This window comes from Herbaspirillum lusitanum (genome assembly GCF_046025995.1).
In the GTDB taxonomy this organism is placed as follows: Bacteria; Pseudomonadota; Gammaproteobacteria; order Burkholderiales; family Burkholderiaceae_D; genus Herbaspirillum; species Herbaspirillum lusitanum_A.
Map to the genome: position 1 here is coordinate 205,945 of NZ_JAQQFM010000006.1, position 24,534 is coordinate 230,478.

The window sequence follows — 24,534 nt, forward strand, 5'->3', positions numbered from 1 at the left end:
TCCATCAACTCCTTATGTCCGGCGCAGGCGCTGGCAGGCGTTCACGATTTGTTCGCAGGCCAGACGCAGGCGTTCGTCGGCGGTGGCATAGGCCAGGCGCAGATAGCCGGTCATGCCGAAGGCGCTGCCCGGCACCACCGAGACGCCGGCTTCTTCCAGCAGCCATGCGGCGAGCGCCCAGTCATCGTTCAGTCGCTGGCCTTGCGGCGTGATGGCGCCGAGTGCGGCCTGGCAGTCGGCATACAGATAAAAGGCGGCGGCCGGCTTGCGCACGGAAAGCCAGGGCGCGGCATCGGCCAGAATGGACAACGCCATGTCGCGTCGCGCCCGCAGGCGTTCGCGCCAGCCGTCGAGGAAATCCTGCGGCCCCGTCAGCGCCGCCAGCGCACCGGCCTGGCTGATCGAGCTGGGATTGCTGGTGCTCTGTGACTGCAGCAATTCCAGCGCCCGGATCAGCCATTGCGGGCCGCCCGCATACCCCAGACGCCAGCCGGTCATGGCGTGCGACTTGGAGACGCCGTTCACCGTCAGCGTGCGCGCCTGCAGGTCGGGCGCCGCTTCGGCAAAGGTGCAGAAGACGCCGTCGAAGACGATGGCTTCATAGATGTCGTCGGCCAGCACCATGATCTGTTCATGCGGACGCAGCACATCGGCCAGCGCGCGCAGCTCATCCATGCTGTACAGCGCGCCCGAGGGATTGCAGGGCGAGTTCAGCATCAGCCAGCGTGTGCGCGGCGTGATGGCCGCTTGCAATTGCTGCGGCGTGAGCTTGAAGTCTTGCTCGGGCGAGGTCGGCAGCACGACCGGCTCGCCGCCGGCGATGCGCACCATCTCGGAATAGGAGACCCAATAGGGCGCCGCCATGATGACTTCATCGCCGGCATCGACCGTGGCCAGCAGCGCGTTGAACAGAATCTGCTTGGCGCCGGTGGCGGCGATGACCTCACCAATTTGGTAATCGAGCCGGTTGTCGCGCGCGAATTTGGTGACGATGGCTGCTTTCAGCGCCGCCGTGCCACCCACCGAGGTGTAGCGCGTCTGACCTTCGGTAATGGCCTTGATGGCGGCCTGTTGTATATGGTCGGGGGTGTCGAAATCCAGTTCGCCTTCGGCCAGGCTGATGATGTTGCGGCCTTGTGCAGCCAGCCTGCGGGCGGCTTCGGAGGCGGCGCCGGTGGCAGAAGGGCGGGCCTGAGCCAGGCGCGCCGAGAGACGTTGTGAAGGAGGCTGGGTCGTCATGTAAAGAAGCTTGATTCGGTTCGTTTCAAATGAAATACAATTGGTATACCATTCGTATTCAAGCAATACTCGTGCCAAACACAATGACTCTTTCGGTTAAAATCTGCCCACCATGAATGCCCGCCACGACCTGCCAGCCCAATCCGACGCCGCCGATGCCGATGTGAATGGCAATGCGGATACCGACGTCGGCATCGACGCGCCCGAAGCCGGCGCCGCCAGTCTGGGTAATCAGGCGTATGAAGCCCTGGTGGATCTGATTCTCTCGCGCGAGCTGAAGCAGGGCGAGGCAGTGCAGGAGCGCATGCTGGCCGCGCGTCTGGGTATTTCGCGTACGCCGCTGCGCGAGGCGATGCACCGGCTGGAAGGGGAGCGCGTGCTGGAGCGCAAGGCCAATGGCCGTCTGTATGTTCGTCTGGTGACGGTGCAGGAAATCATGGAGGTGCTGCACGTGCGCCGGCTGCTGGAATCCGATGCCGCCACGCGCGCTGCCGGCAAGGTGCCGGCAGCGCAGGCCGCAGATCTGCGCGCGCGCATCGAAGCCATCATGCTGCGTGATGATCCGGCCGATCCTGAACACCAGCGGCTCGACGGCGAGCTGCACGGCCTGATCACCGACTGCTGCGACAATCAGTTGCTGGCGGCGATGATCATCGAACTGCGTCGCAAGACCCGCATGTTTTCGCTGAAGCGCATGGACAACCGCGCCCATCCCACCTGTCTGGAACACATGGCCATTCTCGACGCGCTGGTGCGCGGCGACGGCGCCGTGGCGGCGGCCGAGACCGCGCGCCATATCGACAATATCCGTCAGGCCATCATCGACAAACTGTTGCGCTGAACGGCGCGCAACCGCTTCTCTCTTTCTCTCTTCTTTATTTTTCTTGCTTCCTGCCTTACAGCAGCTTGCCCGGATTCATGATGTGGTTAGGATCGAAGGCCTGCTTGATGCGCAGCATCAGCTCCATTTCCAGCGGTGACTTGTAATGCTTCAGTTCGTCGCGGCGCAACTGGCCCACGCCGTGCTCGGCGCTGATGCTGCCGTTGAAGTTGATCACCAGATCGTGGATCAGGCGGTTGAAAGCGGCGGTGGCGCTTTTCATTGCTTCATATTCGGTGCTGGCCGGCAGCAGCACGTTGAAGTGCAGGTTGCCGTCGCCCAGATGGCCGAAGTTGATCAGGTCGGTAGTCATGCCGGAATCGGCCAGCGCCTGTTCAGCCTGCGCCACGAACAAGGGCAGCGCCGAGATCGGCAAGGCGATGTCGTGCTTGATGGCCTTGCCGGCGCGCACCTGCGCCTGCGAAATGCCTTCGCGGATTTTCCACAGCGCGGCGGTCTGACTCTGGTTGCTGGTGAACATGGCGTCGCTGATCAGTTCCTCTTCCAGCGCCTGGCCGAGCACGTCTTCCAGCATCGCCTGCAGACCGGTGTCTTCGGTGTCGCTGAGTTCGATCAGGGCGTTGTAGGCGGTCTTGCTTTCGAGCGGTGCGCGGGTGTCGCTGACGTGTTCCAGCACCAATTCCAAGGAACGCGCCGACATCATTTCAAATGCCACCAGTCGTTCGCCGCAGCGGGCGCGCACGCGCGTCAGCAGGCTCACCAGTTGCTGCAGGCTGGCCGCGCCGACCCAGGCGGTGGCGCGTGCATGCGGTTGCGCAAACAGTTTCAGCACGGCGCCGGTGATCACGCCCAGCGTGCCCTCCGAACCAATGAACAGGTCGCGCAGATCGTAACCGGTGTTGTCCTTGCGCAGACCGCGCAGGCCGTTCCAGATGCGGCCGTCGGGCAATACCACTTCCAGTCCGAGCGCCAGCTCGCGCATATTGCCGAAGCGTAGCACGGCGATGCCGCCGGCATTGGTCGCCAGATTGCCGCCCACGGTGCAACTGCCTTCGGCGCCCAGACTCAGCGGAAAATAGCGCTCGGCCTGGCGCGCCGCTTCCTGCGCATGGGCCAGGATCACGCCGGCATCCACCGTGATGGTGTTGTTGACCGGATCGACTTCGCGAATGCGGTTCATGCGCGTGGTGCTGAGGATCACTTGCGCACCGCTGTCGTCGGGCGTGGCGCCGCCGCTCATGCCGGTGTTGCCGCCCTGCGTCACGATAGGGGTATGCGTGGCGTGGCACAGTTGCACCACGGCGGCGGTCTCTTCGGTGTTGGCGGGACGCACCACCACCGAGACCTTGCCATGCCATTTGCCGAGCCAGTCGCGCAGATACGGTTCCTGTTCGGAGGCTTCGGTGATCACGCCGGCCGGGCCCAGCAATTCTTGCAGGCGGCGGATCAGGTAGGCGCTGCTATGGTCATGTCCGGGTTGCTGCAGTTGATTCATGTTGAGGTTCACAGTCAAGTTCAAGTTGGTAGCGCATTCGCGCCTGAGTTCGGCCCTGGCTTCTGCATTGCCGCTGCAGTTCAGGCACGATGCCAGTTCATCTGCACCCGGCCGATGGCCATCGCGACCGCCGCCTGGCTAGGCTCCACCACCGGAATGCCCAGTGCGTCCTGCAGCGGATCGCGATATACCGCCATGCCGGCGCAGCCCATCACGATCACGTCCGCACCTTTTTCATCGCGCAGGCGCTTGCCGGTATGCACCATGCGTTCCAGCGTACGGTCGAATTGCGAAAGTTCGGTGACATTGAGGCCGATGGCCAGTTCGCCGGCCAGGCGCTGGCTCACGCCCATGGCGCCATAGGCGCGCAGGTGGCGCGGGATGGAGCCATCCAGAATCGCGATCACGCCGAAGCGCTGGCCCAGCGTCAGCGAGGTAAGAATGCCGCATTCCATGATGCCCAGCACCGGTCTGGCGACCGCTTCGCGCACCGCATACAGGCCGGGGTCGCTGAAGCAGGCGATGACGAAGGCGCCGGCTTTTTCTTCCAGCGAACGCGCCAGCATGGCCAGCGGCAGCGTCACCGATTCGACATCGTGCTGAGTCTGGATACCGGCCGGCCCGGAGGGCAGCGACAGACAGGAAATCTGCGGGCCGCCGGCCATGCGCAGCGGCGCCATGGCGGCGTCGATGCCGTCGGTCACGCGCTGCGTGCTGTTGGGATTGATGACATAGATATGAGGCTGCATGACGGGGCTCCGGCAAGCCGCAGCAGCGCGCCGGCATGAATCGATGAAAACTGTTCATGCCTGGGCCCGGTCTGCGGCGTTAAGTTGGCGCACCGGAGCCGGCATTTGCCGTGCTGCGACGCTGGTTGAAACTCTACTCCAAGGAACTGGGCATGTTCCTTGCTCATTTGTGGGTTCCCCTTAACATCCTGTTATGCATGCGAGCTTCCATGGCACTCAATCTGCGTCAGATCGAAATCTTCCGTGCGGTCATGATCACCGGCTCCATCAGCGGCGCGTCGGAGTTGTTGTTCGTCTCGCAACCGGCGGTCAGCCGCCTGTTGTCACACACAGAACAGCGCGTCGGCTTTGCACTGTTTGAGCGCATCAAGGGCCGTCTTTATGCCACGCCGGAAGCCAAGAAGCTGTTCCATGAAGTCGAGTCCGTCTATCAGGCGGTGCAGCGCGTCAACGAACTGGCGCACGATCTGTCGGAAAACCGCAGCGGCATTCTGAACATCGTCTCCAGTCCCAGCATCGGCCAGATGCTGATCCCGCAGGCGATCACGCTGTTTCGCGCCAAGCATCCCGAGGTCAAGCTGACCTTCAACTGTCTCAGCTACGCTTACCTCAAGGAGCGCCTGCTCAACCGCCAGGCCGATCTCGGCATCATCATCCTGCCGATGGAGCATCCCAATCTGGAAGTGACGCCGCTGTGCAGCAACCGTCTGGTCTGCGCGCTGCCCTACAACCACGAGCTGACGCGGCGCGGCACGCTGACGCTGGCAGATCTGCGACCGTTTCCGCTGATTTCCTACGACAAGGATTCGCCCTTCGGCGGCATCGTCGGCCGCATGTATCAGGCGCAGGATGAAGCGCTCAGACCGATCATGGAAGTCGGCTCGCCGCAGAACGCCTGTTCGCTGGTGCAGATGGGCGCCGGTATCGCGCTGGTGGATGAGTTCTCGGTGCGCAGCTGGTCGGCCAACAGCCAGCTGGTGGTGCGGCCGGTGGCCAATGCGCCGGTTTTGCAGGCCAATCTGGTTCATGTGCAGCTGGAGCCGCTGTCGCAGCTGACGCAAGCCTTCATCGCCGAACTCAGAACGCTGGTGCAGGGGCAGGGCTACGGGGTGCCGGCCTTGCATGCGGAGGGGCAATCCGGCGCGGGTGCGAATGAAGCAGCGACACCCGCACGCAAGGTCAGGCAGAAGAAAGCGGCTTAACATCACGTTAAGGCTTTCGCACAAAAAGGCATGCGACAGCGGCGAAAGTCTCCACCACAATGAATTCCACATCTCGTCACTGCTTACGGAATTCACATGTCATCGACCACACCTGCCGCCGCTTCCCAGAGTTCTCTGAACACCGCTCGCGGTGTCTACACGATCTGTCCGACGCCTTTCCATCACGACGGCACCCTGGATCTGCACAGCATCGCTTCGCTGGTCGAGTTCCAGATTGCAGCCGGCGTCTCCGGTCTGGCCATCCTCGGTTTTCTGGGCGAGGCGCACAAGCTGTCCAACGCTGAGCGCCGCGTGGTGGTGGAAACCTTCGTCAAGTGCTCGGCCGGCCGCGTGCCGGTCTGGGTCGGCGTGCGCGCGCTGGGCCTGGCCGGCGCCGTCGAGCAGGCGCAGGAAGCCGCGCAAGCCGGCGCCGCCGCCATCTTCGCTGCGCCGCTGGACAATGCCTCCGACGCCGTGCAGTTCGACTACTACCGCGCACTGGCGGCTGCGCTGACTATCCCGGTGGTGATTCATGATTTCCCGGATTCCTTCGGCACTGAAATCAAGGCGGAGGTAATCGCTCGCTTGGGCAAGGAAGGCGGCGTCAATTTCATCAAGATGGAAGAGCCGCCGGTGGGCCAGAAGATCAGCCGCATCCGCGATCTGGCCGGTGAGTCCATGCGCATTTTCGGCGGCCTCGGCGGCGTCTACTTTCTGGAAGAGCTGCAACGCGGCGCGGTCGGCACCATGACCGGCTTTGCCTTCCCCGAAATTCTGGTGCGCATCTATGACAAGTTCGCGGCCGGCGATCTGGCCGGCGCCGCCGCCACCTTCGACCGTTACTGCCCGCTGATCCGCTACGAATTCCAGCCCAAGATCGGCCTGGCGCTGCGCAAGTATGTGTACCGCAAGCGCGGCGTGATCGGCTGCGAAGCCATCCGCTCGCCGGGCATGCGCATCGATCCTGAAACCGAGCGCGAACTGGAAGCCGTGATCGCCCGCGTCGGCCTGTCGCTGGATCAGCGCGGCGCGCTGGTGATCGAGTAATTGCCGATTCGGATTTCAGCAGCAAATGATGAAAGCGCCGACCCTCAGCAGGCAATCGCCTTCGTCAATAGAATGGCCGGGCAGAAATAAATCTGTACCGACCATTTAAAGAGAAGAGGACACACCATGGACTTAGGAATCAAAGGACGCAACGCCATCGTTTGCGCATCGAGCAAGGGCCTGGGACGCGCCTGCGCATTTTCACTGGCGCGTGAAGGCGTCAACCTGACCCTGATCGCACGCGGCCAGGAAGCACTGGATGCCACCGCCGCGGAAATCCGCGCCGCCACCGGAGTCAGCGTGACCGCCATCGCCGCCGACATCACTACGCCGGAGGGCCGTGCGCTGGTGCTGGCGGCCTGCCCCAATCCGGACATTCTGGTGACCAATGCCGGCGGCCCCAAGCCCGGCGATTTCCGCGACTGGTCGCGTGACGACTGGGTCGCCGCACTGGACGCCAACATGCTGACCCCGATCGAACTGATCAAGGCCACCGTGGACGGCATGATGGCGCGCGGTTTCGGCCGCATCATCAACATCACCTCGGCTGCAGTGAAGGCACCTATCGATATTCTCGGGCTGTCCAATGGCGCGCGTTCCGGCCTGACCGGTTTCATCGCCGGCCTGTCGCGCAAGACCGTGGCGCGCAACGTCACCATCAACAATCTGCTGCCGGGCCCGTTCGAAACCGATCGCCTGCGTTCCACCGCGACCGGCGCCGCCAAGGAAAGCGGCAAGACCGTGGATGAAGTGCTGGCGGCGCGCCGTCTCACCAATCCCGCGCTGCGTTTCGGCGATCCGGCCGAGTTCGGCGATGCCTGCGCCTATCTGTGCAGCGCGCAGAGCGGCTTCATCACCGGCCAGAATCTGCTGATGGACGGCGGCGCCTTCCCCGGCACTTTCTAAAACTTCTGAACGATGGCTATCGATCACGGCGCCTATTTGAACGACGGATTTTGACTGCAACTATGAACGACGCTCAGACATTCGATCTCACCATTCGCGGTGGGCGCATTTCCACCGACAAGGACACTTTCATGGCCGACATCGGCGTGAAGGACGGCGTGATCGTGAAGATCGCGCCGGGCTTGCCGGCCGGCCGCGAAGACATCGACGCCTCCGGCCGCTGGGTGCTGCCCGGCGGCATCGATAGCCATTGCCACATCGAACAGTTGTCCGGCATGGGCATGATGTGCGCCGATGATTTTTATTCGGGCACAGTGTCGGCGGCCTTCGGCGGCACCACCACCATCATTCCCTTTGCCGCACAGCATCGCGGCAATCGCATCCCGGATGTGATTGCCGACTATGCAAAAAGGGCGCGCGAAAAGGCGGTGATCGATTACGGTTTCCACCTGATTCTGTCGGACCCGGACGAGCAGGCCTTGCAACACGATCTGCCGCAGGCGATCCGCGACGGCATCACCTCGCTCAAGGTCTACATGACCTACAACGCACTCAAGCTCGACGATTATCAATTGCTGGACGTGATGGCGCTGGCCGGCCGCGAAGGCGCGCTGGTGATGATCCACGCCGAGAATCACGACATGATTCGCTGGATCGCTTCGCGCCTGCTGGATCAGGGCCACACCGCACCGAAATTCCACGCCGTGGCGCACGATGCGCTGGCCGAATCGGAAGCCAGCAACCGCGCCATTGCGCTGTCGCGCCTGATCGGCGTGCCGGTGCTGATCGTGCACGTGGCCGGCGCCGAAACCGTGCAGACCATCCGCAACGCCAAACTGCTGGGCGCGCAGATTTATGCCGAGAGCTGCCCGCAATATCTGTTTCTCACCGCTGAAGATATCGATCTGCCCGGCGTCGAAGGCGCCAAGTTCTGCTGTAGCCCGCCGCCGCGCGACGCCAAGTCGCAGGAGGCGGTGTGGGACGGTCTCAAGGACGGTACGCTGGGCATGTATTCCTCGGATCACGCGCCTTACCGTTTCGACACCAGCGGCAAGCTGCCGCGCGGCGACGACACCACCTTCAAGGAAATGGCCAACGGCGTGCCGGGCATAGAGTTGCGCCTGCCGCTGCTGTTTTCCGAAGGGGTGCTGGGCGGCCGCATCAGCATCAACGAATTTGTACGCCTGACCGCCACCAACCATGCGCACATGTATGGCATGTCGCACCGCAAGGGCAACATCGAGGTCGGCTTGGACGCCGATCTGGCGCTGTGGGATCCGCACAGCAAGCGCACCATCACCAGCAGCATGCTGCACGACAACGTCGGCTACACGCCGTATGAAGGACGCGCCATCACCGGCTGGCCGGAGACCGTCATCAGTCGCGGCCGGGTGGTGGTGCAAGACAATCAACTGCTGGCCGGGCGCGGCTCCGGCCAGTACATCGCACGGCACTGTCCGGAACCGGCCGGCATCGGCTATCCGCCGGCGCGCGGCAACTTGCCGGGTCTGCTCGGCCTGAAAGGAAAAGCATGGCAATCGATCTGAATACGGGCAGCGGCACCGGCAACAGCAAGATCAAAAACAGCTTCGGCCTGGCCGTGGCGCAGATGGGCCCGGTGCATCTGAATGACAGCCGCGTTGCGGTGGTTGCGCGCCTGCTGGAAATGATGCGTGAAGCGGCATCGCGCGGCGCGAAGATGGTGGTGTTTCCGGAACTGGCATTGACCACATTCTTCCCGCGTTACTGGATGGACGACGCCGAGGTCAATGCGCGCTTTTTCGAACCCAGCATGCCCAGCGCCGAAACGCAGCCGCTGTTCGATCTGGCGGCACAACTGAAGATCGGCTTCTATCTCGGCTATGCGGAACTGACGGCAGACGGCCACCGCTTCAATACCTCGGTGCTGGTCGACGAGAACGCGAAGATCGTGGCGCGCTATCGCAAGATCCATTTGCCCGGCCATTCCGATCACAAGCCGGATGCGCCGTTTCAGCATCTGGAGAAAAAATATTTTGAAGTCGGCAATGAGGGCTTCGGCGTCACCGACATGCTGGGCACGCGCATCGGCCAATGTCTGTGCAATGACCGCCGCTGGCCCGAAACCTATCGTGTGATGAGTCTGCAAAGCGCGCGCATCGTGGTGCTGGGCTACAACACGCCGTCCTGGAATATCCACTGGAGTGAGCCGCCGCATCTGCGCATGTTCCATCATCTGCTGTCGCTGCAGGCCAATGCCTATCAGAACGGTCTGTGGGTGGCGGCGGCCGCCAAGTGCGGCGCCGAAGACGGTTTCCACATGATAGGCGGCTCCGCCATCGTGGCGCCGACCGGCGAAATCGTGGCGCAGGCGCAGAGCGAGGACGATGAAGTGATCTTCAGCAATTGCGATCTGGGGCTGGGCGAGACCTTTTTGCAGCACGTCTTCAATTTTGCCAAGCATCGCCGTCCTGAACATTACAAGCTGATCACCGAGCGCACCGGCGCCGGCGAGCCTTTATCCGCCTCCGCACTAAAAACAACCCAACCCCAGGAGTAATGCAATGTCCATGTTTTCTCTGAAGAATTTGTGTGTCATGACGGCAGGCGCCGCCGCGTTCTCGATGCTGGCGGCAGGTGCTTATGCACAGACTGGCCCCGGCCCTGGCCCATTAAGGACCGGCGTCGATGCCACCTTTGCGCCGCATGCCATGGTCAAGCTGGCCGGCGGTTTGCAGGGTTTCAACATTGATCTGGGTGAAGAACTGGCGCGCCGTCTGGGCCGCAAGATTGAAATCGAAGGCACCGAATTCTCCGGTCTGGTGCCGGGCCTGAACGCCAAGAAATACGACTTCGTGCTGGCGCCGGTAACGGCCACGCCGGAACGCGCCAAGGCCATGCTGTTCACCGAAGGCTATCTGGACACCGACTACACCTTCGTGATCAAGAAGGGCGCAGCGCCGATCAAGGCGCTGGAAGATCTCAAGGGCAAGACCATCTCGGTCAACAAGGGATCGGCTTACGAGAGCTGGGCGCGCGACAACAGCCCCAAGTATGGTTTCAAGTACGACGTCTACGGCAATAACGCCGATGCCGTGCAGGCCGTGCAGTCCGGTCGCGCCGATGCCAATCTGGCCGGCAGTACGGTGGCCGCCTGGGCCGCCAAGCAGAATCCGGCAGTGCAGACCACCTATACCGTCAAGACCGGTCTGGTCTGGGCGCTGGCCTTCCGCGTGGACGACAAGGCCGGACGCGATGCCGCCGGCAATGCGCTCAAGTGTATGAAGCAGGACGGCACCATGTCCAAGATGGCGCAGAAGTGGTTCGGCTACACGCCGGCGGCGGATGCCACCGTGGTCAAGGTCGGCGTCGGTCAGGGCGTGCCGGGTCTGGACGGTTACGATCCGACGCCGGTCACACCGGTCTGCAAGTAATCAGCGGCTTAGTTTCACAACAGTTCATCACCAAGCGGATCATCACATGCAAGCTGCCCCCATCCTGGAAATCGTCGGACTGCACAAGTCCTACGACAACAACGTCGTACTGCGCGGCATCGATCTGCGCGTGCGGCCGGGGCAGCTGATCTGCGTGATCGGCCCTTCGGGTTCGGGCAAGAGCACCATGCTGCGTTGCTGCAACCGGCTGGAAGAACCGAGCGAGGGGCAGATCCTGGTGGACGGCATTCAGATCATGCATCCGCGCGTGAATCTGAATGAAGTGCGGCAACGCATTGGCATGGTGTTTCAGCAATTTAATCTGTATCCGCATCTGACGGCGCTCGGCAATGTGATGCTGGCGCTGAAAAAGGTGCAGCGTCATCCGCACCCCGAAGCCGAAAAGCGCGCCCGCAAGGCCTTGCAGCAGGTCGGTCTGGAACACAAGGCCGACAGCTATCCGGGCCAGCTGTCGGGCGGCCAGCAGCAGCGCGTCGGCATCGCCCGCGCGATTGCGCTGGAACCCAAGGTGATGCTGTTCGACGAACCGACCAGCGCGCTCGATCCCGAGCTGGTCGGCAGCGTGCTGCAAGTCATGCGCGAATTGCGCGAAGCCGGCATGACCATGCTGGTGGTCACGCACGAGATGGCATTTGCGCGCGCCGTGGCGGATAGGGTGGTGTTCATGGACGGCGGCCACATCGTTGAAGAAGGACCGCCGGAACAGATTTTCGGCGCGCCTCAGCATGAGCGCACGCGCGCTTTCGTGTCGCGCTTTTCCGGCGAGGCCTCCTCGCATGCATCACACTCCGCAGCTGCGGCCTGACATCGGACGCCGGCATGCAGCAATTCATCTTCACTTTCTTCAACGCCGATATCGCCGCGCGTTACTGGCCGGATATCCTGCGCGGCATGGGCGTGACCGTCATGCTGAGTCTGGCGGTGATCGTCGCCGGCCTGCTGCTGGGGCTCGGGCTGGCGATCCTGCGCGCGACGCAAAAACGCGCGCTGGTGCTGCTGGTGGTGATGTTCGCCGACATCATGCGGGCCTTGCCGCCGCTGATCATCATCATCGTGCTGTTCTTTGCGTTTCCGTATATCGATCTGGCAATGTCTTCATTCACCGCCACCTGGCTGGCGCTGACGCTGGTGCTGGCGGCTTACGCCGAAGAAAGCATCTGGGCCGGCATCCAGTCGCTGCCGCGCGGTCAGACCGAAGCCTCGCGCTCGACCGGTCTGAGCTGGTGGCAGACCATGTCGTGGGTGGTATTGCCGCAGGCGATGCGGCTGGCGGTGCCGCCGCTGACCAATCGGGTGATTTCGATCACCAAAAATACCGCGCTCGGCTCGGTGGTCGCGCTCAGTGAAATTCTCAACACCGCACAGGCCGCCAGCAGCAATGCCGGCAACCCGACGCCGCTGATGCTGGGCGCGGCCGCCTATCTGGTGATCTTCATCCCGGTGGTCTTGTTTGCGCGCTGGCTGGAAACCCGCTGGCGCTGGAAGAGGTAATCGGCATGGATGCGCTACTGCAAAATTTCTTCAACTTTCAGGTCTACCACGACGTGCTGCCGTTCTTGCTGGGCGGCCTGTGGACCACGATCTGGCTGTCGCTGCTGGTGATTCCCATCGGGGTGGTGTCGGGCCTGGCGCTGGCCTTGCTGAGTACGCAAAGCCGTTCGCGCACGGTGCGCATTCTGGTGGCGGTGTATGTAGATTTTTTCCGCTCCTTTCCGCCGCTGGTGCTGCTGATCCTGATCTATTTCGGCACGCCGTTTCTCGGTCTGGAATTGCCGAAACTGGCGGCAGTGGCGATCGGTTTCATGCTCAACAATTCCAGCTACTTCGCTGAAGTCTTCCGTGCCGGCATCGAGAGCGTGCCGCAAGGGCAGATGGAGGCCGCGCGTTCCACCGGCCTGTCGCGCATGCAGGCGCTGGCCTATGTGATCGTGCCGCAGGCCACGCGCAATTGCCTGCCGGATCTGGTCGGCAATGGAATCGAGGTGATCAAGCTGACCACCATCGCCAGCGTGGTGGCCTTGCCCGAATTGCTGCGCGTGGCGCGCGATGCCCAGTCGCTGGTGTACAACCCCTCGCCCATCGTGCTGGCCGCCTTGCTGTATCTGATTCTGCTGTGGCCGCTGGTGCGCTGGCTGAGCCGGCTGGAGCACAAGAGTCGTGCACTGCATTGAGTTGCTGGTGTGCCGGTAGCCAATAAAAAAAGAGGCCTGCATATGCAGGCCTCTTTGCTTCAGACAGCTGTTTTTTTACTCAGGCTCAGGCATTCAACAGCTTCATCGCCGCCGTCGTATAGCGATCGCCGGAGGCCGAACCCAGCGGGAACAGTTCATTCAATTCCAGCACATCCTGCGGGCTGAGCCTGACCTGCAGCGCGCCGACATTTTCCTCCAGATAGCTGCGGCGCTTGGTGCCGGGGATAGGCACGATATGCGGATCCTGCGCCAGCACCCAGGCCAGCGCCAGCTGGCTAGCCGTGCATTGATGGCGCTGCGCCAGCTCCTTCACCTTGCTCACCAGTTGCAGATTTTTTGCAAAGTTCTCACCCTGAAAACGCGGACTGGAACGGCGATAATCATCGGCCGCGAATTGCTCGGGACTGGTGATGGCGCCGCTCAGAAAACCGCGACCGAGCGGGCTGTAAGGCACGAAGCCTATGCCCAGCTTGCGGCAGGTGGCCAGCACATCGATTTCAGGATCGCGCGTCCACAATGAATACTCGCTCTGGATCGCCGTGATCGGATGCACGCGGTGCGCGCGTTCTATGGTTGCGGCCGAGGCTTCCGACAGGCCGATGTAGCGAATCTTGCCTGCCGTCACCAGATCGGCCAGCACGCCCACGCTTTCTTCAATCGGCGTAGTCGGATCGATGCGGTGCTGGTAATACAGGTCGATGGTGTCCACGCCCAGACGCTTGAGGCTGCCTTCAACCGCCGTGCGGATATAGGCCGGACTGCCATTGACGCCGCGGCTGGCCGGATCGGTCGAATCGCGCACGATGCCGAACTTGGTCGCCAGGAACACCCGGTCGCGTTCGCCGCGCAGCACCTTGCCCAGCAGTTCTTCATTGGTGTAAGGGCCGTACATGTCGGCGGTATCGAACAGGGTGATGCCAAGCTCCAGCGCGCGGTGCAGGGTGGCGATGGATTCCGTTTCATCGCGATTCGAATAAAAATCGCTCATGCCCATGCAGCCGAGACCGATGGCGGACACCAGCGGGCCGTTGGCGCCCAGGCGCCGGCTGCCGAGCGGAGAGTCCGGGGACAGCGGTGAGGCTGCTGCGGCTTGTGCGTGCGGAGTTGCTTGAGTTTGCTGGTTCATGTCAGACGTCCTTTTCTGTTGTTGCTTCAGAATGGGCCGGCCGTTTGCGTCGATGCTCAGATCCGGCCGGATCAGATCGAGGTGGGCGATACAGGCGCGCTTGCACGTTTGCGTTTCGACACGGCAGCGGTCGCTGCAGCGGCAGGTTGTTTGGTGCTCGCAGCATTGGCTGCAGCGACCTGTTCCAGCTCGCAATAAGTGTCGATCTTCTTGTGCAGCACCGCCAGATTGCTTTGCAATTCGGCCAGCGTGGCTTCCACGGAAAGCGTATGCGCTTGCAGGATCGCTTTCCGTTCCGACACGCTCTCCATCGTATCCCCCATGCGCCGCAGTTCGGCATAGCGCAGCATGCCGCGCACCGGCAGACCGGTGGAACGCAGCTTGAGCAAAAAACCGATCCAGCGCAGATCGTCGTCGCGATACAGCCGATGGCTGTTGTCGCGCCGCTCCACCGGATCGAGCAGGCCGATGCGTTCGTAATAACGCAGCGTATGCACGCTCAGCCCGGTTGCTTTGGCAGCTTGTTGAATCGTCAGAGAGCTTGTCATGGGAGGCAGTCTATTTGTTGGAGCGCGCTCTAAGTCAAGCGCTTGAATGCACATTATCGGGGGCTGGAGTTTTATTCGCTGAGGGCGGAACAGGTGTTGTTGTAAAGAAATTTTTGCAAGAATGTTGATCGCCGATGATCAGGCAAGCATTGCATCCACGCTGTCTTCTGCAGCCATTTTCACTTTATGCGACTATAGCGCCCAACCAAAAGCCGGGCGCACGACGCAGCGGCATACGCCAACCCTAGGAGTTAAACAATGTCACAAGCATGGAATACAGCGGCGATTGCCGAGAAGTTTGGAATTGACGCAGCCGATCTGGCAGTTGAATCGATTTCGCACACGCTGGACGGCGTCGAATACGAAAACGTGCTGTTCTTCAGCAAGAGCAAGGCGCCCAGGAGCGGCGTTCTGTCGGTGCCTAATTACTTCGGTATCCGCCAGCAGGCGCTGGAAATCGCCGCAGCGACCATAGGCTCGGGACACGCCGTATTCGTGGCCGACGTCTTCGGCAAGAGTGTGCGTCCGACCACCGGCGATGAAGCGATGGCCGTGATCGTGGCCTTGAAGAAGGACCGCGCCGAGCTGCGCAAGCGCATGAGCGCGGCGCTGGATGCGCTGCGCACGCAGACTGCAATCAAGCTCGACGCCGGCAAGCTGGGCGCCTGCGGTTTCTGTTTCGGCGGCACCGCTGCGCTGGAACTGGCGCGTGCCGGCGCCGATGTACGCGGTACGGTGTCGCTGCACGGCGCGCTGGATACGCCGACCCCGGACGGCAGCAAGATCAAGGGTGCGGTGCTGGTGCTGCACGGCGTGCAGGATCCGTCGGTGCCGCGCGAACAGGTCAATGCCTTCATTGATGAGATGAGCGCCGCCAAGCTGGACTGGCAGCTGCTCAACTACGGCCAGGCCGGCCACTCCTTCACCGATCCGGATGCCAACAACCCCGGCTTCTTCTATCACAAGCAAACTGCCGAACGCGCGGCAGTCGCTCTGCAGAATTTCTTTGGCGAGCAACTGGCCTGAGTGTGGCCTTGCAGGGCTAGGATATTGATCCGGGTCAGGCGTGATATTTCTCACACGCCCGACTCCGACTTTTTTTGCCGCGATCTGCACTGAAAGATTCAGCGTTCCGTCAACTCCTCCGCAATACCTCCAGCGACTGGATAGCAAGGCGCGAACGCTGTATCCTTTGGATCGTTCCGCAGCCCGGCAGCGCTTGGGAAGTCTCAATGGCGCCGACTTTGCCGATCAAAGACAGTAATGGCGGGTGCTCGCCAAATCAGAGGTATTTCCATGAAAATCTTGTTGACCGGCGAAAGCGGCCAGATCGGTCATGAACTGGCGTCCAGTCTGCGTGGATTGGGCGAGATCGTCTCCTTCTCGCGCCAGCAAATGAATCTGGCCGATCTCGATCAAGTGCGGGACGTGATCCGCGCCACACGTCCCGATCTGATCGTCAATCCGGCGGCCTATACCGCTGTGGTCAAAGCCGAAAGCGAGACCGATCTTGCCATGCGCATCAACGCTGAGGCCCCAGGCGTAATCGCAGAAGAGGCCCAGCGTCTGGGTGCGCCCATGGTGCATTACTCGACTGATTATGTGTTTGACGGCACGCAGAACCAGCCTTACGAGGAGAGCGCTTCGACGCATCCGATCAATATCTACGGCAAAAGCAAATGTGCCGGCGAGGAAGCGATTGCGCGTCACTGCGAAGCGTACTGGATATTGCGTACCAGTTGGGTCTATAGCGTCGGCGGCGGCAATTTCTTGAAGACCGTGATTCGTCTGGCGCAGGATCAGGAGAAATTCACCATCGTCGGCGACCAGTTCGGTGCGCCGACCTGGTCAAAAACCATCAGCGAGCTTACGCGTGAGCTGCTGGTCAAGCGGCATGGCGGCGACAGTTCGGGCATCAATCTCGATCATCTGCGCAAGACCAGCGGTATCTATCACCTGACCGCTGCCGGTGAAACGTCATGGCACGGCTATGCCTCGTTCATTGTTGATCAGCTGCAGGCTCTGAATGTGCCGGTCAAAATCGGTGGCAGCGCGGCTATTGCACCGGTGCCATCCAGTACTTATCCGGTGCCGCCGCATCGCCCCCCGAGTTCACGCCTGTCGGGGAAGAAACTGGCTTCGACGTTCGGCGTGACGATGCCGCAATGGCAGGACGACGTTGCCGCCTGTCTCAGAGAGATCGTGCGTGAATACGGTCTGTCCGAAGGACGCAAGCTGGTTTGAATGCCCGCTGCCCGACGCTTTGCGATGGCGCTTAATTGCTCCGCACGTAGAGCGTTTGATCATCCTTGGTGATCAGATTCAACTGTCCGGTTATTTCCTTGAGTTTTTCGAGATTGGTGTAGCCTAAGGAGTGTGTATAGCGCAACAGCAGATAACTGCCGAAGCGCTCTGCGCAGAAGGCCCAGGCACGCGCTTGATAGCCCTCGCGTTTCATCTGGTAACGTTGCACACAAGCCCAGGTCACTGCTTCGATGGCGGCGATGCTTTTGAGCCAGAACTCGGCCGGGAAAACACCGAGTTCGACGCCGCCTGTGAAGAAGTAGCGCTCGTTCAGGAACGAATCGGTTTCATGTGGCTGCAATACGCCCAGTTCCACCGCCTGTGCAGTGAAGCGCAGCAGGTCTTCGGCGTGGTGCTCGCGCGCATAGTTGCTCAGATAGTTTGAGACTTTGCCGTCAACTGTTAAACCGCAAGTCTTTCCGACCAGTATTTCCATCGCGTCGGGATCCAGCATGCTCTCGAAGCTCTGGCGCTCCAGCTCCTTGTTCGACACCACATCCATCAGCCAGTTTTCTTCTGCGGGCACGGAGCTGATGCGGTAACGCGAGACGAATTTGCGGTACATGCAGACGCCGATGCGCTTAACCTTTGGATGATGTTTGAGAATGTGATTGCGCAAGGCAAAGTTGCCGACCATGCCGCCGACGATATGATGATAAGGCAGCCATTGAGGCGCCAGATCGCGCAGATTCAGACGTCCTTCGGCCTGCGATTCGCCGAGATAGATCGGCGTCACGAAGTCTGGAAAACGAATCGGCAATTCGACGTGCGTGATGCAGCCATATACCAGTTCCGAATCTGAATTCGGCGAGCCATGAGCACCGGATATCTCGGCATGCCGGTTCTTTTTTGAATTTGCATGTTCCTGGATGCTGGTCAGGATGCTATTGCGCAGTACGAAAAATTCGTCTATCAGCGCAATGTCTCGGGTCTCCAGATAGTTACGCTTGAGGGCATCAAGTTTAGGAAATTCATCCCGATAGGCCAGCGACGACAAATCGGTCGGCGGCAAGGTCGCAGGGTCGAATGTGGCAACCCGTAGTTGTTGATCCAGAGCCAATACCAGGGAGGCCAGGCGCTCCGTCAGCAAGACCTTCATCGGCGTCGGCACGGCGCCTGTCGAGGTCGCATTCAATTGCAGGGTAAGTGCGTCCATGCCTGCCTCGGCGATGGCAAAAACCTGTTCCGCCAGATCGAACCAGGTTTTCCAGAATACCGGTTTGGCGACCACGTAACCTATATGCGTGGTAGTGCGAAAGTCGGTGACGAGCTCGCGCAGATCCAGCGCGAGGCCGATAGCGTCCAGATAACGTTGCGCCAGGTCTCTCAGCCCGGGATGATGGAATTCGCCTTCTTCAAATACATTCAGGAAGCAAGCCGCATCGCCCGTGAATGGAAAGAAGACATAGGCATCATTCCCTGGATTTTTCTCGATGAACCGAGCGATCTCAGGCAGGCCCAGGCCGGTTTGCTTGTGAAAGTCTTCGGAAACGAAGCCGTATAAAGCTTCTTCATCCACACTTTCATTCAGAAAATAATTGCGGATCGCCGCATAGTTGCCCCAGTCCTTGCGCGCGCCTGGCGCCAGCGTCATGAAGCCGGTTTGTGCTGGCGCAGCCGGTTGCGCGCCGGTGTAAGCGCTTGTCGTCTCAGCCCGGGAGATCTGATGGATGTAGATTGTCATGAGAACAAGATTGGCGGATAGAGGATTGTTTTTCGACGCTGCTACCAGATTTGCATGTGGGGAACGGCAATCACAAAGCGTCCGTCCCATTCACGAATGGTTGCGAGCTGGGTTTCAATTTCGAGCTTCAGATTCCACGGCAGCATCAGCACATAGTCCGGTTTCGTTTCCAGCAAGGCGGAAGGCGAGACGATCGGTATGTGACTGCCCGGCATGAACTTGCCTTGCTTGGACGGTGCCGCATCGGCCACCAGAGACAACAGGTCGGCATGCACCCCGGAGTAGTTCAGCAAAGTGTTGCCCTTGGCCGCAGCACCATACGCCACGACCTTCTTGCCGAGACGCTTTTGCTCCAGCAGAAATTGCAACAGGTTCAGCTTGATTTTCTCTGCCCGCGGCTGAAAGCCTTCATAGGTCTCGATATTCTCAAGTCCGAAATCGCGCTCTTGCTGCAGCGCCTGGGACAGCGATGCTGTCGGCGCGTGCGCCGCTTTGTCATGACAGGCGTAAATGCGCAGACTGCCGCCGTGGGTCGGAATCTGATCAACGTCGTACACGCGCAGTCCCAGCGTGCGCATCATGCGGTCGACGCTGCCGAGCGCCAGATAGGAAAAATGCTCGTGATAAATCGTGTCGAACTGGCTCTGCGCAATCAGGTTCAGCAAATGTGGAAACTCGACCGTGATCGTGCCTTCTTCCTTGAGCAGGATCGCCATGCCGCTCAGAAAATCATTGATGTCCGGCACATGCGCCAGCACGTTGTTGGCGACGATCAGATCGGCCTTGCCGTCGCGCTCAACAATGGCTTTCGCGAGCCTGACGCCAAAAAAATCTTCCACAATCGGAATGTTCCTGGCGCGCGCGGCGTCGGCGGTGCTGGTGGTCGGTTCGACGCCGAGGCAAGGGATGTCGCGCTGCTTGACGTACTGCAACAGATAGCCGTCGTTGGCGGCCAGTTCGACTACTTTGGAATGCTGGTCGAGCTTGAGTCGCGCCACGATCATGCCGACGTAATCGGCCGCGTGCTTCAACCAGCTTGTCGACGTGGAAGAAAAATACGCATAGTCGGATTCAAACAACTGATCATGGTGCGCATAGTCCTGCGTCTGCACCAGCCAGCACGAACGGCATACCATCACGCGCAGCGGATAGTAGGTTTCTGGGCGCAGCAGGTCTTCTTGCCGCAGATAAGCATTGGACGGCGGCGAAAAACCGAGGTCGATAAAGGTATCGTGCAACTCGGTCTGGCAATGACGGCATTTCATAAACTGATCCCGGAAAAATCACTGCTCAGAAAAGGATGCAGCAGATCGCGTTCAGACAGATTTTGCGGCGGCAATGGCCAGTCAATGGCGATGCGCGGATCATCGAAGCGCACCGCGCCTTCGGCAGCTGGCGTGTAAAAGGCGGTATGCAGATACAGCATCTGCACCTCATTGCTCAGAGTCTGAAAACCGTGCGCGCAGCCTTCGGGAATCAGCAAGGCGCGATCATCGCCGGCTTCCAGCTCAAATCCGCGCCACGCCAGAAAGGTCGCGGAGTCCTTGCGCAAGTCGACGACCACATCGAAGATCTTGCCGCTCAGGCAGCGGATAATTTTTTTCTCGGCGTGCGGCGCGTATTGAAAATGCATGCCGCGCACGCTGCCGCGCTGTACCGTGTGCGAATGATTGATCTGCCGTATCGTCGCACCCTGCAAGGCTGCGGCCAGATCGCTCTCGCAGAACCAGCGTGCAAAACCACCGCGCTCGTCGCTGCGGCGGTCGGTTTCCAGCAGCAGCACGCCGGGCAAATCGGTCAGCAGGGTGTTCATGCCGGCGAATTCAAGGCCATGTTGAAGATCATGTTCAGGCCCAGGTTTTCCACTGTGCTGTACCGCCGTCCCACAGCTGGTTAAGCTGATTCTTGTCGCGCAAGGTATCCATGCACTTCCAGAAACCGCGATGCTGCCAGTTCAGCAGCCTGCCGTCGCGGGCGATGTTTTCCAGCGGTTTGCCTTCAAAAATCGTCGCTTCGCCGTCCTTGAGATAATCGAATACGCCGGTGCGGCACACCATGAATCCGCCGTTGATCCAGCCCAGGTCACCGGGCGGCTTTTCGCGGAAATCGTTGATGTAGCCCTTTTCATCGGTGTTGACCATGCCGAAACGCGCCTCCGGCTGTACCGTGGTCATGGTCACCAGCGCCTGATGCTGATTGTGATGTGCGACCAGAGCCGTGATGTCGACATTTGCCACGCCGTCGCCATAGGTCAGCATGAAATCTTCACCGTCCAGATAGTCGCGCGCTGCCAGCAGGCGGCCGCCGGTTTGCGCCTGCAGGCCGGTTTCAAGCAGCGTGACCTTCCATGGTTCGGATTTGTTGCGATGTACCTCGATCTTGTTGTCGAGCAGATCGATGGTGATATCGCCCTGATGCAGGAAGTAATTGGCGAAATATTCCTTGATCAGATAACCCTTGTAACCCAGCAGAATCACAAATTCATTGAAGCCGAAGTGCGAATAGCCCTTCATGATGTGCCACAGAATAGGTTTTCCGCCGATTTCCACCATCGGCTTCGGACGCAGGTCGGTTTCTTCCCCCAGACGCGTTCCCAGTCCACCCGCAAGAATGACAACTTTCACAAACACCCCTCAAACATGGGCCATTTCGACGGATTGTGCCGTCAAGAGCGCCCGCATAATGTTGTTTTCAATCGATGTGGCGGCCACCTCAGTGCATCCTGGCGATCCGGATGAGGCGGCCTTGCTCCATTGACGGAAAATTGTACGATATATTGGGTGGATAAAGCGTCCCAAAACGCCCGCTCACAAAGGATTTTCAGCGTTTTCAGCAAAATGATTCCCGGCCGTGTCACGATGCGAAAGCCGGGTTTTGGTCACGCCCGTTCTTGCCGGAATGCATTGGCAATCCGTCGAAGTTGATTCACCCGCCGCTGATTCAGACAGGCCGCAACCATCATGAGGAAAAGCAGCTTTGACTAGCAAGAAACGTATCCTGATCTATACCGTCGAATCGACCTGGAGCCCATGTCCGCAGATTCGTCTGATACGCCCGTTTGCGCATCTGGAAAATGATTGGGAGCTGATCTGGGGCATTCGCGACGGCAAGCTCATGACTGACGCCATTGACGGCGCAGATCTGATATTGCTGCATCGCTTCACGCCGGGCCTGCTGCCGATGGCCACGCTCGAAGCCATCTTCAGTCTTGGCAAACCGGTCATCTATGAATCGGATGATCTGCTCAACGAAATTCCGCACGATCATCCGGAAGCCGCCGCGGGTGCGCGCTGGAAGGAGGGTATCGAATATACCGTGCGTCGCGCGCACGCGATTGTTGTATCGACCGCATTCCTGGCCGAGAAATACCGGCCGCTGAATCCGCGTGTCCACGTACTGCCGAACTATCTGGACTTCGATCTGTTTTTCCGCCCGGTGCCGTTGACTTCCCGGCCGGACGAAACGATCACCATCGGCTTGCTGGGCTCATCCATTCAGCCCTCCAATTTTGCGCTGGTCAACCGGGCCTTGCAGACCCTATGCCAACGCTACGGAGCGCGTCTGAAGATCCATTTCGTTGGCTGGGAATGCCCGAAGGGCTGGGAACACCATCCGAATGCCGTGTTTCAGAGTTTCATTCACGAATACGTCGATTACGCCGGGCAGCTCAAGCAATGGGGCTGGGACATCGCCCTGATTCCGCTGGCCAGCGACGAATACAATCAATGCAAGAGCTACATCAAGTGGCTGGATTATTCCGCCGCGGGCATTGCTTCTGTCTTCAGTGATGTCACGGTCTATAACCAGGTCGTGACGCACGACCGTAGCGGCTTCCTGCTGCCGAATGACGATCAGATCTGGCTCGACACGATCACGCAGTTGATCGAATCGCCGGCAAAATGCCATGCCATTGCGCAGGCGGGGCAAGATGAAGTCCGACGCGACTACGACCTGCGCGCCAAGGCGGCACTGTATGACAGCGTCTACAGCAGCTTTACCGGAAAACCGAAAAACCTTGCTTCGACTCCTGTTCCTTCCGCTTCTTCAACTGCCGCCGCTTCTTCAACTCCGGCTGCCGCCATCGCCATGAAAAAGAATATTCTGCAGATTCATTACGACGAAAACAGTCGTCGCATGCTCGACCCCGGCTTCATCCCGCTGGAGATCGTCGGTAACCCGCGCGCGGACTGGCGCGAATACTGGGCTATCCGCAGCTACTTCCTGAGCCAGGAACTCAACGCGGATGAGTATTACGGTTTTCTCTCACCCATCTTCCATGGCAAGACCGGCTTGCAGGCGCAGCGGGTCAAGGGCCATATGGACGCCAATCCTGGCGCGGATGTGTACACCTTTTCACCCACCATGTCGGACGCGGCCTGCTATCTGAACGTATTCGAACAAGGTAATCGCCGCCATCCGGAGATGCTGCCGATCACGGTCGCGCTAATGCGCGAGGTCGGGCTGGATGTCGATATCCGCACGCTGATCAACGATTTCCGCAGTACCGTCTACTGCAATTACATCATCGCCAAGCCGGTGTTTTGGGAAAAGTGGTTTGCCATCACTGAACGCATGTTCGATATCGCGGAAGCCGGCGGCAATGAGCTCGCCAGAAAACTCACCGAGATTACCGACTACGGCAAGAGCACGGTGCAGATGAAGGTGTTCATCATGGAGCGCATCGGCTCGCTGGTGTTGGCCTTGATGCAGGAACTGCATGTGGTCAATCTGCCGATCAATGCGATGAGCATCGGCAATCCGATGTTTTATCCCTGCCGCGACGAGATGGTCATGCTCGACGCACTCAAAGTTGCTTATCAGCATTCGCGCGACGAAGCCTATCTGAAACGCTTCACAAATCTTCGCCACGAGGTGCTGCGTCGTTGCGATACGGAATACCTTGCCGAATTGCCAGGCGATTTCTTCTGATTTCTTTGCTTGTTCTTGAATAATTCATTGCGGTTAAGCATCAAGTGCAAACCGGTGCCCGGGATTTCAATATTTTCGGCAGGATGCGTCATCACGTATCCTGTTCAGCTGTGCAATTTATCGGTAGCAGCATCAATCCATGTCCGAACCTGAAGTTTCATTTTCCGATCTCTTGAATCGGCGTCGTTCCACACGCCGCTTTCTCGACACGCCGGTGTCCGATGAGACGCTGGCCGCTTTGCTGGCGCAGGCGCGGCGCTCGCCGAGCGGCGCCAATTTGCAGCCGGGCGAATTCATTGCCTTGCAGGGCGGGGCGCGTGAACGTTTTTCTTCTGCGCTGACCGGGGCCTTTCGTGCCGGTCAACAAGAGCCGGAAGACTACAGCTATTTTCCGCAGCCTATGCCGCTTAGCTTGCGCCGCCGTCAGGTGAGCGCGGCGGCGCGCTTATACGACGCGCTGCAGACCGGGCGCGACGACCGGGCCGGGCGTGATCGCCAGTTCGAACGCAATTTCCGTTTCTTCGATGCGCCCGTGGCCTTGCTGGTGACCATAGACGGCCGCATGGGCAGCGGCTGCTACATGGATCTGGGCATGTGTCTGTACGGCTTGATGCTGGCGGCGGCGGCGCAAGGTCTGGCGACCTGCGCCATCGGTGCGCTGGCCTCGTATCCGGAGTTGATCCGCGCCACCCTGCAGCTGGAGCCGGGCCGGCATATCGTGTGCGGCATGGCGCTGGGCTATGCCGATCCGGCGGCGCCGGAGAATGAGGTGGAAACCGAACGTCTGCAGCCCGAGGAATTCTTCAGCATCTTGCGCTGAGCCGGAAAGCCCGCAGCC

Annotated in this window: 23 protein-coding genes; 14 read left to right on the forward strand and 9 right to left on the reverse strand. The window is 60.3% G+C overall.

Features of this window, described 5'->3' with window-relative positions; all coding sequences use genetic code 11:
* Positions 1-12: 12 nt before the first annotated feature.
* Positions 13-1,239, reverse strand: coding sequence for a pyridoxal phosphate-dependent aminotransferase (locus tag PQR62_RS14720; RefSeq protein ID WP_408158717.1), 1,227 nt, complete (start codon positions 1,237-1,239; stop codon positions 13-15).
* Between the two features lie 112 nt (positions 1,240-1,351).
* On the opposite strand from PQR62_RS14720, the gene PQR62_RS14725 reads away from it, so the two are divergent.
* Positions 1,352-2,080 carry a GntR family transcriptional regulator gene (locus tag PQR62_RS14725; RefSeq protein ID WP_408158718.1) on the forward strand — a complete coding sequence of 243 codons (729 nt, stop codon included), beginning with the start codon at positions 1,352-1,354 and terminating at the stop codon, positions 2,078-2,080.
* Positions 2,081-2,135: 55 nt separating this feature from the next.
* Here PQR62_RS14725 and PQR62_RS14730 read toward each other — a convergent pair whose 3' ends face one another.
* Both PQR62_RS14730 and PQR62_RS14735 read right to left on the reverse strand, forming a co-directional pair.
* A complete protein-coding gene (locus PQR62_RS14730; protein WP_408158719.1) occupies positions 2,136-3,575 on the reverse strand; it encodes an FAD-binding oxidoreductase in 1,440 nt (479 codons plus the stop codon).
* A gap of 80 nt (positions 3,576-3,655) precedes the next feature.
* Positions 3,656-4,324 carry an aspartate/glutamate racemase family protein gene (locus PQR62_RS14735; protein WP_408158720.1) on the reverse strand — a complete coding sequence of 223 codons (669 nt, stop codon included), beginning with the start codon at positions 4,322-4,324 and terminating at the stop codon, positions 3,656-3,658.
* Positions 4,325-4,533: 209 nt separating this feature from the next.
* Between PQR62_RS14735 and PQR62_RS14740 the strand changes: the two genes are divergently transcribed.
* The 9 genes from PQR62_RS14740 to PQR62_RS14780 all read left to right on the forward strand — a co-directional run bounded on the left by PQR62_RS14740 (position 4,534) and on the right by PQR62_RS14780 (position 13,084).
* Positions 4,534-5,526 carry a LysR family transcriptional regulator gene (locus PQR62_RS14740; RefSeq protein WP_408158721.1) on the forward strand — a complete coding sequence of 331 codons (993 nt, stop codon included), beginning with the start codon at positions 4,534-4,536 and terminating at the stop codon, positions 5,524-5,526.
* Between the two features lie 96 nt (positions 5,527-5,622).
* Positions 5,623-6,573, forward strand: a complete 951-nt coding sequence (locus PQR62_RS14745; protein WP_408158722.1) for a dihydrodipicolinate synthase family protein — start codon at positions 5,623-5,625, stop codon at positions 6,571-6,573.
* Between the two features lie 126 nt (positions 6,574-6,699).
* Positions 6,700-7,479, forward strand: a complete 780-nt coding sequence (locus tag PQR62_RS14750) for an SDR family oxidoreductase (RefSeq protein WP_408158723.1) — start codon at positions 6,700-6,702, stop codon at positions 7,477-7,479.
* Positions 7,480-7,541: 62 nt separating this feature from the next.
* Positions 7,542-9,026 (forward strand): dihydropyrimidinase, encoded by a 1,485-nt coding sequence (hydA, locus tag PQR62_RS14755; RefSeq protein ID WP_408158724.1) that lies wholly within the window; start codon positions 7,542-7,544, stop codon positions 9,024-9,026.
* The gene (locus tag PQR62_RS14760; protein WP_408158725.1) at positions 9,011-10,018 is read left to right on the forward strand and encodes an N-carbamoyl-D-amino-acid hydrolase; all 1,008 of its coding nucleotides are present in this window, start codon (positions 9,011-9,013) and stop codon (positions 10,016-10,018) included. The genes hydA and PQR62_RS14760 overlap by 16 nt, the downstream gene beginning before the upstream one ends.
* Positions 10,019-10,022: 4 nt before the next feature.
* Positions 10,023-10,892, forward strand: a complete 870-nt coding sequence (locus tag PQR62_RS14765) for a transporter substrate-binding domain-containing protein (protein ID WP_408158726.1) — start codon at positions 10,023-10,025, stop codon at positions 10,890-10,892.
* A 46-nt stretch (positions 10,893-10,938) separates the two neighbouring features.
* Positions 10,939-11,718 (forward strand): amino acid ABC transporter ATP-binding protein, encoded by a 780-nt coding sequence (locus tag PQR62_RS14770; protein ID WP_408158727.1) that lies wholly within the window; start codon positions 10,939-10,941, stop codon positions 11,716-11,718.
* 14 nt (positions 11,719-11,732) lie between these two features.
* Positions 11,733-12,404 carry an amino acid ABC transporter permease gene (locus PQR62_RS14775; protein WP_408158729.1) on the forward strand — a complete coding sequence of 224 codons (672 nt, stop codon included), beginning with the start codon at positions 11,733-11,735 and terminating at the stop codon, positions 12,402-12,404.
* A 5-nt stretch (positions 12,405-12,409) separates the two neighbouring features.
* The gene (locus PQR62_RS14780; RefSeq protein WP_408158730.1) at positions 12,410-13,084 is read left to right on the forward strand and encodes an amino acid ABC transporter permease; all 675 of its coding nucleotides are present in this window, start codon (positions 12,410-12,412) and stop codon (positions 13,082-13,084) included.
* Positions 13,085-13,169: 85 nt separating this feature from the next.
* Here PQR62_RS14780 and PQR62_RS14785 read toward each other — a convergent pair whose 3' ends face one another.
* Entirely contained in the window at positions 13,170-14,231 is a 1,062-nt protein-coding gene (locus PQR62_RS14785; protein ID WP_408158731.1) for an aldo/keto reductase, read from the reverse strand.
* Positions 14,232-14,302: 71 nt separating this feature from the next.
* A complete protein-coding gene (locus tag PQR62_RS14790) occupies positions 14,303-14,779 on the reverse strand; it encodes a MerR family transcriptional regulator (protein ID WP_408158732.1) in 477 nt (158 codons plus the stop codon).
* A gap of 258 nt (positions 14,780-15,037) precedes the next feature.
* Between PQR62_RS14790 and PQR62_RS14795 the strand changes: the two genes are divergently transcribed.
* Positions 15,038-15,805: a dienelactone hydrolase family protein gene (locus tag PQR62_RS14795; RefSeq protein WP_408158733.1), complete on the forward strand. Its 768-nt coding sequence runs from the start codon at positions 15,038-15,040 to the stop codon at positions 15,803-15,805.
* A gap of 270 nt (positions 15,806-16,075) precedes the next feature.
* Positions 16,076-17,023: a dTDP-4-dehydrorhamnose reductase gene (gene rfbD, locus PQR62_RS14800; RefSeq protein ID WP_408158734.1), complete on the forward strand. Its 948-nt coding sequence runs from the start codon at positions 16,076-16,078 to the stop codon at positions 17,021-17,023.
* A 31-nt stretch (positions 17,024-17,054) separates the two neighbouring features.
* On the opposite strand, the gene PQR62_RS14805 is transcribed toward rfbD, so the two are convergent.
* The 4 genes from PQR62_RS14805 to rfbF are packed head-to-tail and all read right to left on the reverse strand — an operon-like array spanning position 17,055 to position 21,391.
* Positions 17,055-18,767, reverse strand: a complete 1,713-nt coding sequence (locus PQR62_RS14805; RefSeq protein ID WP_408158735.1) for a hypothetical protein — start codon at positions 18,765-18,767, stop codon at positions 17,055-17,057.
* A gap of 41 nt (positions 18,768-18,808) precedes the next feature.
* On the reverse strand, positions 18,809-20,032 hold the full coding sequence (locus PQR62_RS14810) for a methyltransferase domain-containing protein (protein ID WP_408158736.1): 1,224 nt from the start codon (positions 20,030-20,032) through the stop codon (positions 18,809-18,811).
* Positions 20,029-20,580 carry a dTDP-4-dehydrorhamnose 3,5-epimerase family protein gene (locus PQR62_RS14815; protein ID WP_408158737.1) on the reverse strand — a complete coding sequence of 184 codons (552 nt, stop codon included), beginning with the start codon at positions 20,578-20,580 and terminating at the stop codon, positions 20,029-20,031. Before PQR62_RS14815 ends, PQR62_RS14810 begins: the two co-directional genes overlap by 4 nt.
* A 34-nt stretch (positions 20,581-20,614) precedes the next feature.
* Positions 20,615-21,391 (reverse strand): glucose-1-phosphate cytidylyltransferase, encoded by a 777-nt coding sequence (gene rfbF / locus PQR62_RS14820; RefSeq protein WP_408158738.1) that lies wholly within the window; start codon positions 21,389-21,391, stop codon positions 20,615-20,617.
* A gap of 352 nt (positions 21,392-21,743) precedes the next feature.
* On the opposite strand from rfbF, the gene PQR62_RS14825 reads away from it, so the two are divergent.
* Both PQR62_RS14825 and PQR62_RS14830 read left to right on the forward strand, forming a co-directional pair.
* Positions 21,744-23,696: a glycosyltransferase family protein gene (locus PQR62_RS14825; protein WP_408158739.1), complete on the forward strand. Its 1,953-nt coding sequence runs from the start codon at positions 21,744-21,746 to the stop codon at positions 23,694-23,696.
* Between the two features lie 139 nt (positions 23,697-23,835).
* A complete protein-coding gene (locus PQR62_RS14830) occupies positions 23,836-24,516 on the forward strand; it encodes a nitroreductase (RefSeq protein ID WP_408158740.1) in 681 nt (226 codons plus the stop codon).
* Positions 24,517-24,534: the final 18 nt, after the last annotated feature.

Excerpts from the sequence above, each read along its gene's own strand:
- PQR62_RS14720 (WP_408158717.1), bottom strand. The coding sequence starts at position 1,239 with ATGACGACCCAGCCTCCTTCACAACGTCTCTCGGCGCGCCTGGCTCAG.
- PQR62_RS14725 (WP_408158718.1), top strand. The coding sequence starts at position 1,352 with ATGAATGCCCGCCACGACCTGCCAGCCCAATCCGACGCCGCCGATGCC.
- PQR62_RS14730 (WP_408158719.1), bottom strand. The coding sequence starts at position 3,575 with ATGAATCAACTGCAGCAACCCGGACATGACCATAGCAGCGCCTACCTG.
- PQR62_RS14735 (WP_408158720.1), bottom strand. The coding sequence starts at position 4,324 with ATGCAGCCTCATATCTATGTCATCAATCCCAACAGCACGCAGCGCGTG.
- PQR62_RS14740 (WP_408158721.1), top strand. The coding sequence starts at position 4,534 with ATGGCACTCAATCTGCGTCAGATCGAAATCTTCCGTGCGGTCATGATC.
- PQR62_RS14745 (WP_408158722.1), top strand. The coding sequence starts at position 5,623 with ATGTCATCGACCACACCTGCCGCCGCTTCCCAGAGTTCTCTGAACACC.
- PQR62_RS14750 (WP_408158723.1), top strand. The coding sequence starts at position 6,700 with ATGGACTTAGGAATCAAAGGACGCAACGCCATCGTTTGCGCATCGAGC.
- hydA (WP_408158724.1), top strand. The coding sequence starts at position 7,542 with ATGAACGACGCTCAGACATTCGATCTCACCATTCGCGGTGGGCGCATT.
- PQR62_RS14760 (WP_408158725.1), top strand. The coding sequence starts at position 9,011 with ATGGCAATCGATCTGAATACGGGCAGCGGCACCGGCAACAGCAAGATC.
- PQR62_RS14765 (WP_408158726.1), top strand. The coding sequence starts at position 10,023 with ATGTCCATGTTTTCTCTGAAGAATTTGTGTGTCATGACGGCAGGCGCC.
- PQR62_RS14770 (WP_408158727.1), top strand. The coding sequence starts at position 10,939 with ATGCAAGCTGCCCCCATCCTGGAAATCGTCGGACTGCACAAGTCCTAC.
- PQR62_RS14775 (WP_408158729.1), top strand. The coding sequence starts at position 11,733 with ATGCAGCAATTCATCTTCACTTTCTTCAACGCCGATATCGCCGCGCGT.
- PQR62_RS14780 (WP_408158730.1), top strand. The coding sequence starts at position 12,410 with ATGGATGCGCTACTGCAAAATTTCTTCAACTTTCAGGTCTACCACGAC.
- PQR62_RS14785 (WP_408158731.1), bottom strand. The coding sequence starts at position 14,231 with ATGAACCAGCAAACTCAAGCAACTCCGCACGCACAAGCCGCAGCAGCC.
- PQR62_RS14790 (WP_408158732.1), bottom strand. The coding sequence starts at position 14,779 with ATGACAAGCTCTCTGACGATTCAACAAGCTGCCAAAGCAACCGGGCTG.
- PQR62_RS14795 (WP_408158733.1), top strand. The coding sequence starts at position 15,038 with ATGTCACAAGCATGGAATACAGCGGCGATTGCCGAGAAGTTTGGAATT.
- rfbD (WP_408158734.1), top strand. The coding sequence starts at position 16,076 with ATGAAAATCTTGTTGACCGGCGAAAGCGGCCAGATCGGTCATGAACTG.
- PQR62_RS14805 (WP_408158735.1), bottom strand. The coding sequence starts at position 18,767 with ATGACAATCTACATCCATCAGATCTCCCGGGCTGAGACGACAAGCGCT.
- PQR62_RS14810 (WP_408158736.1), bottom strand. The coding sequence starts at position 20,032 with ATGAAATGCCGTCATTGCCAGACCGAGTTGCACGATACCTTTATCGAC.
- PQR62_RS14815 (WP_408158737.1), bottom strand. The coding sequence starts at position 20,580 with ATGAACACCCTGCTGACCGATTTGCCCGGCGTGCTGCTGCTGGAAACC.
- PQR62_RS14830 (WP_408158740.1), top strand. The coding sequence starts at position 23,836 with ATGTCCGAACCTGAAGTTTCATTTTCCGATCTCTTGAATCGGCGTCGT.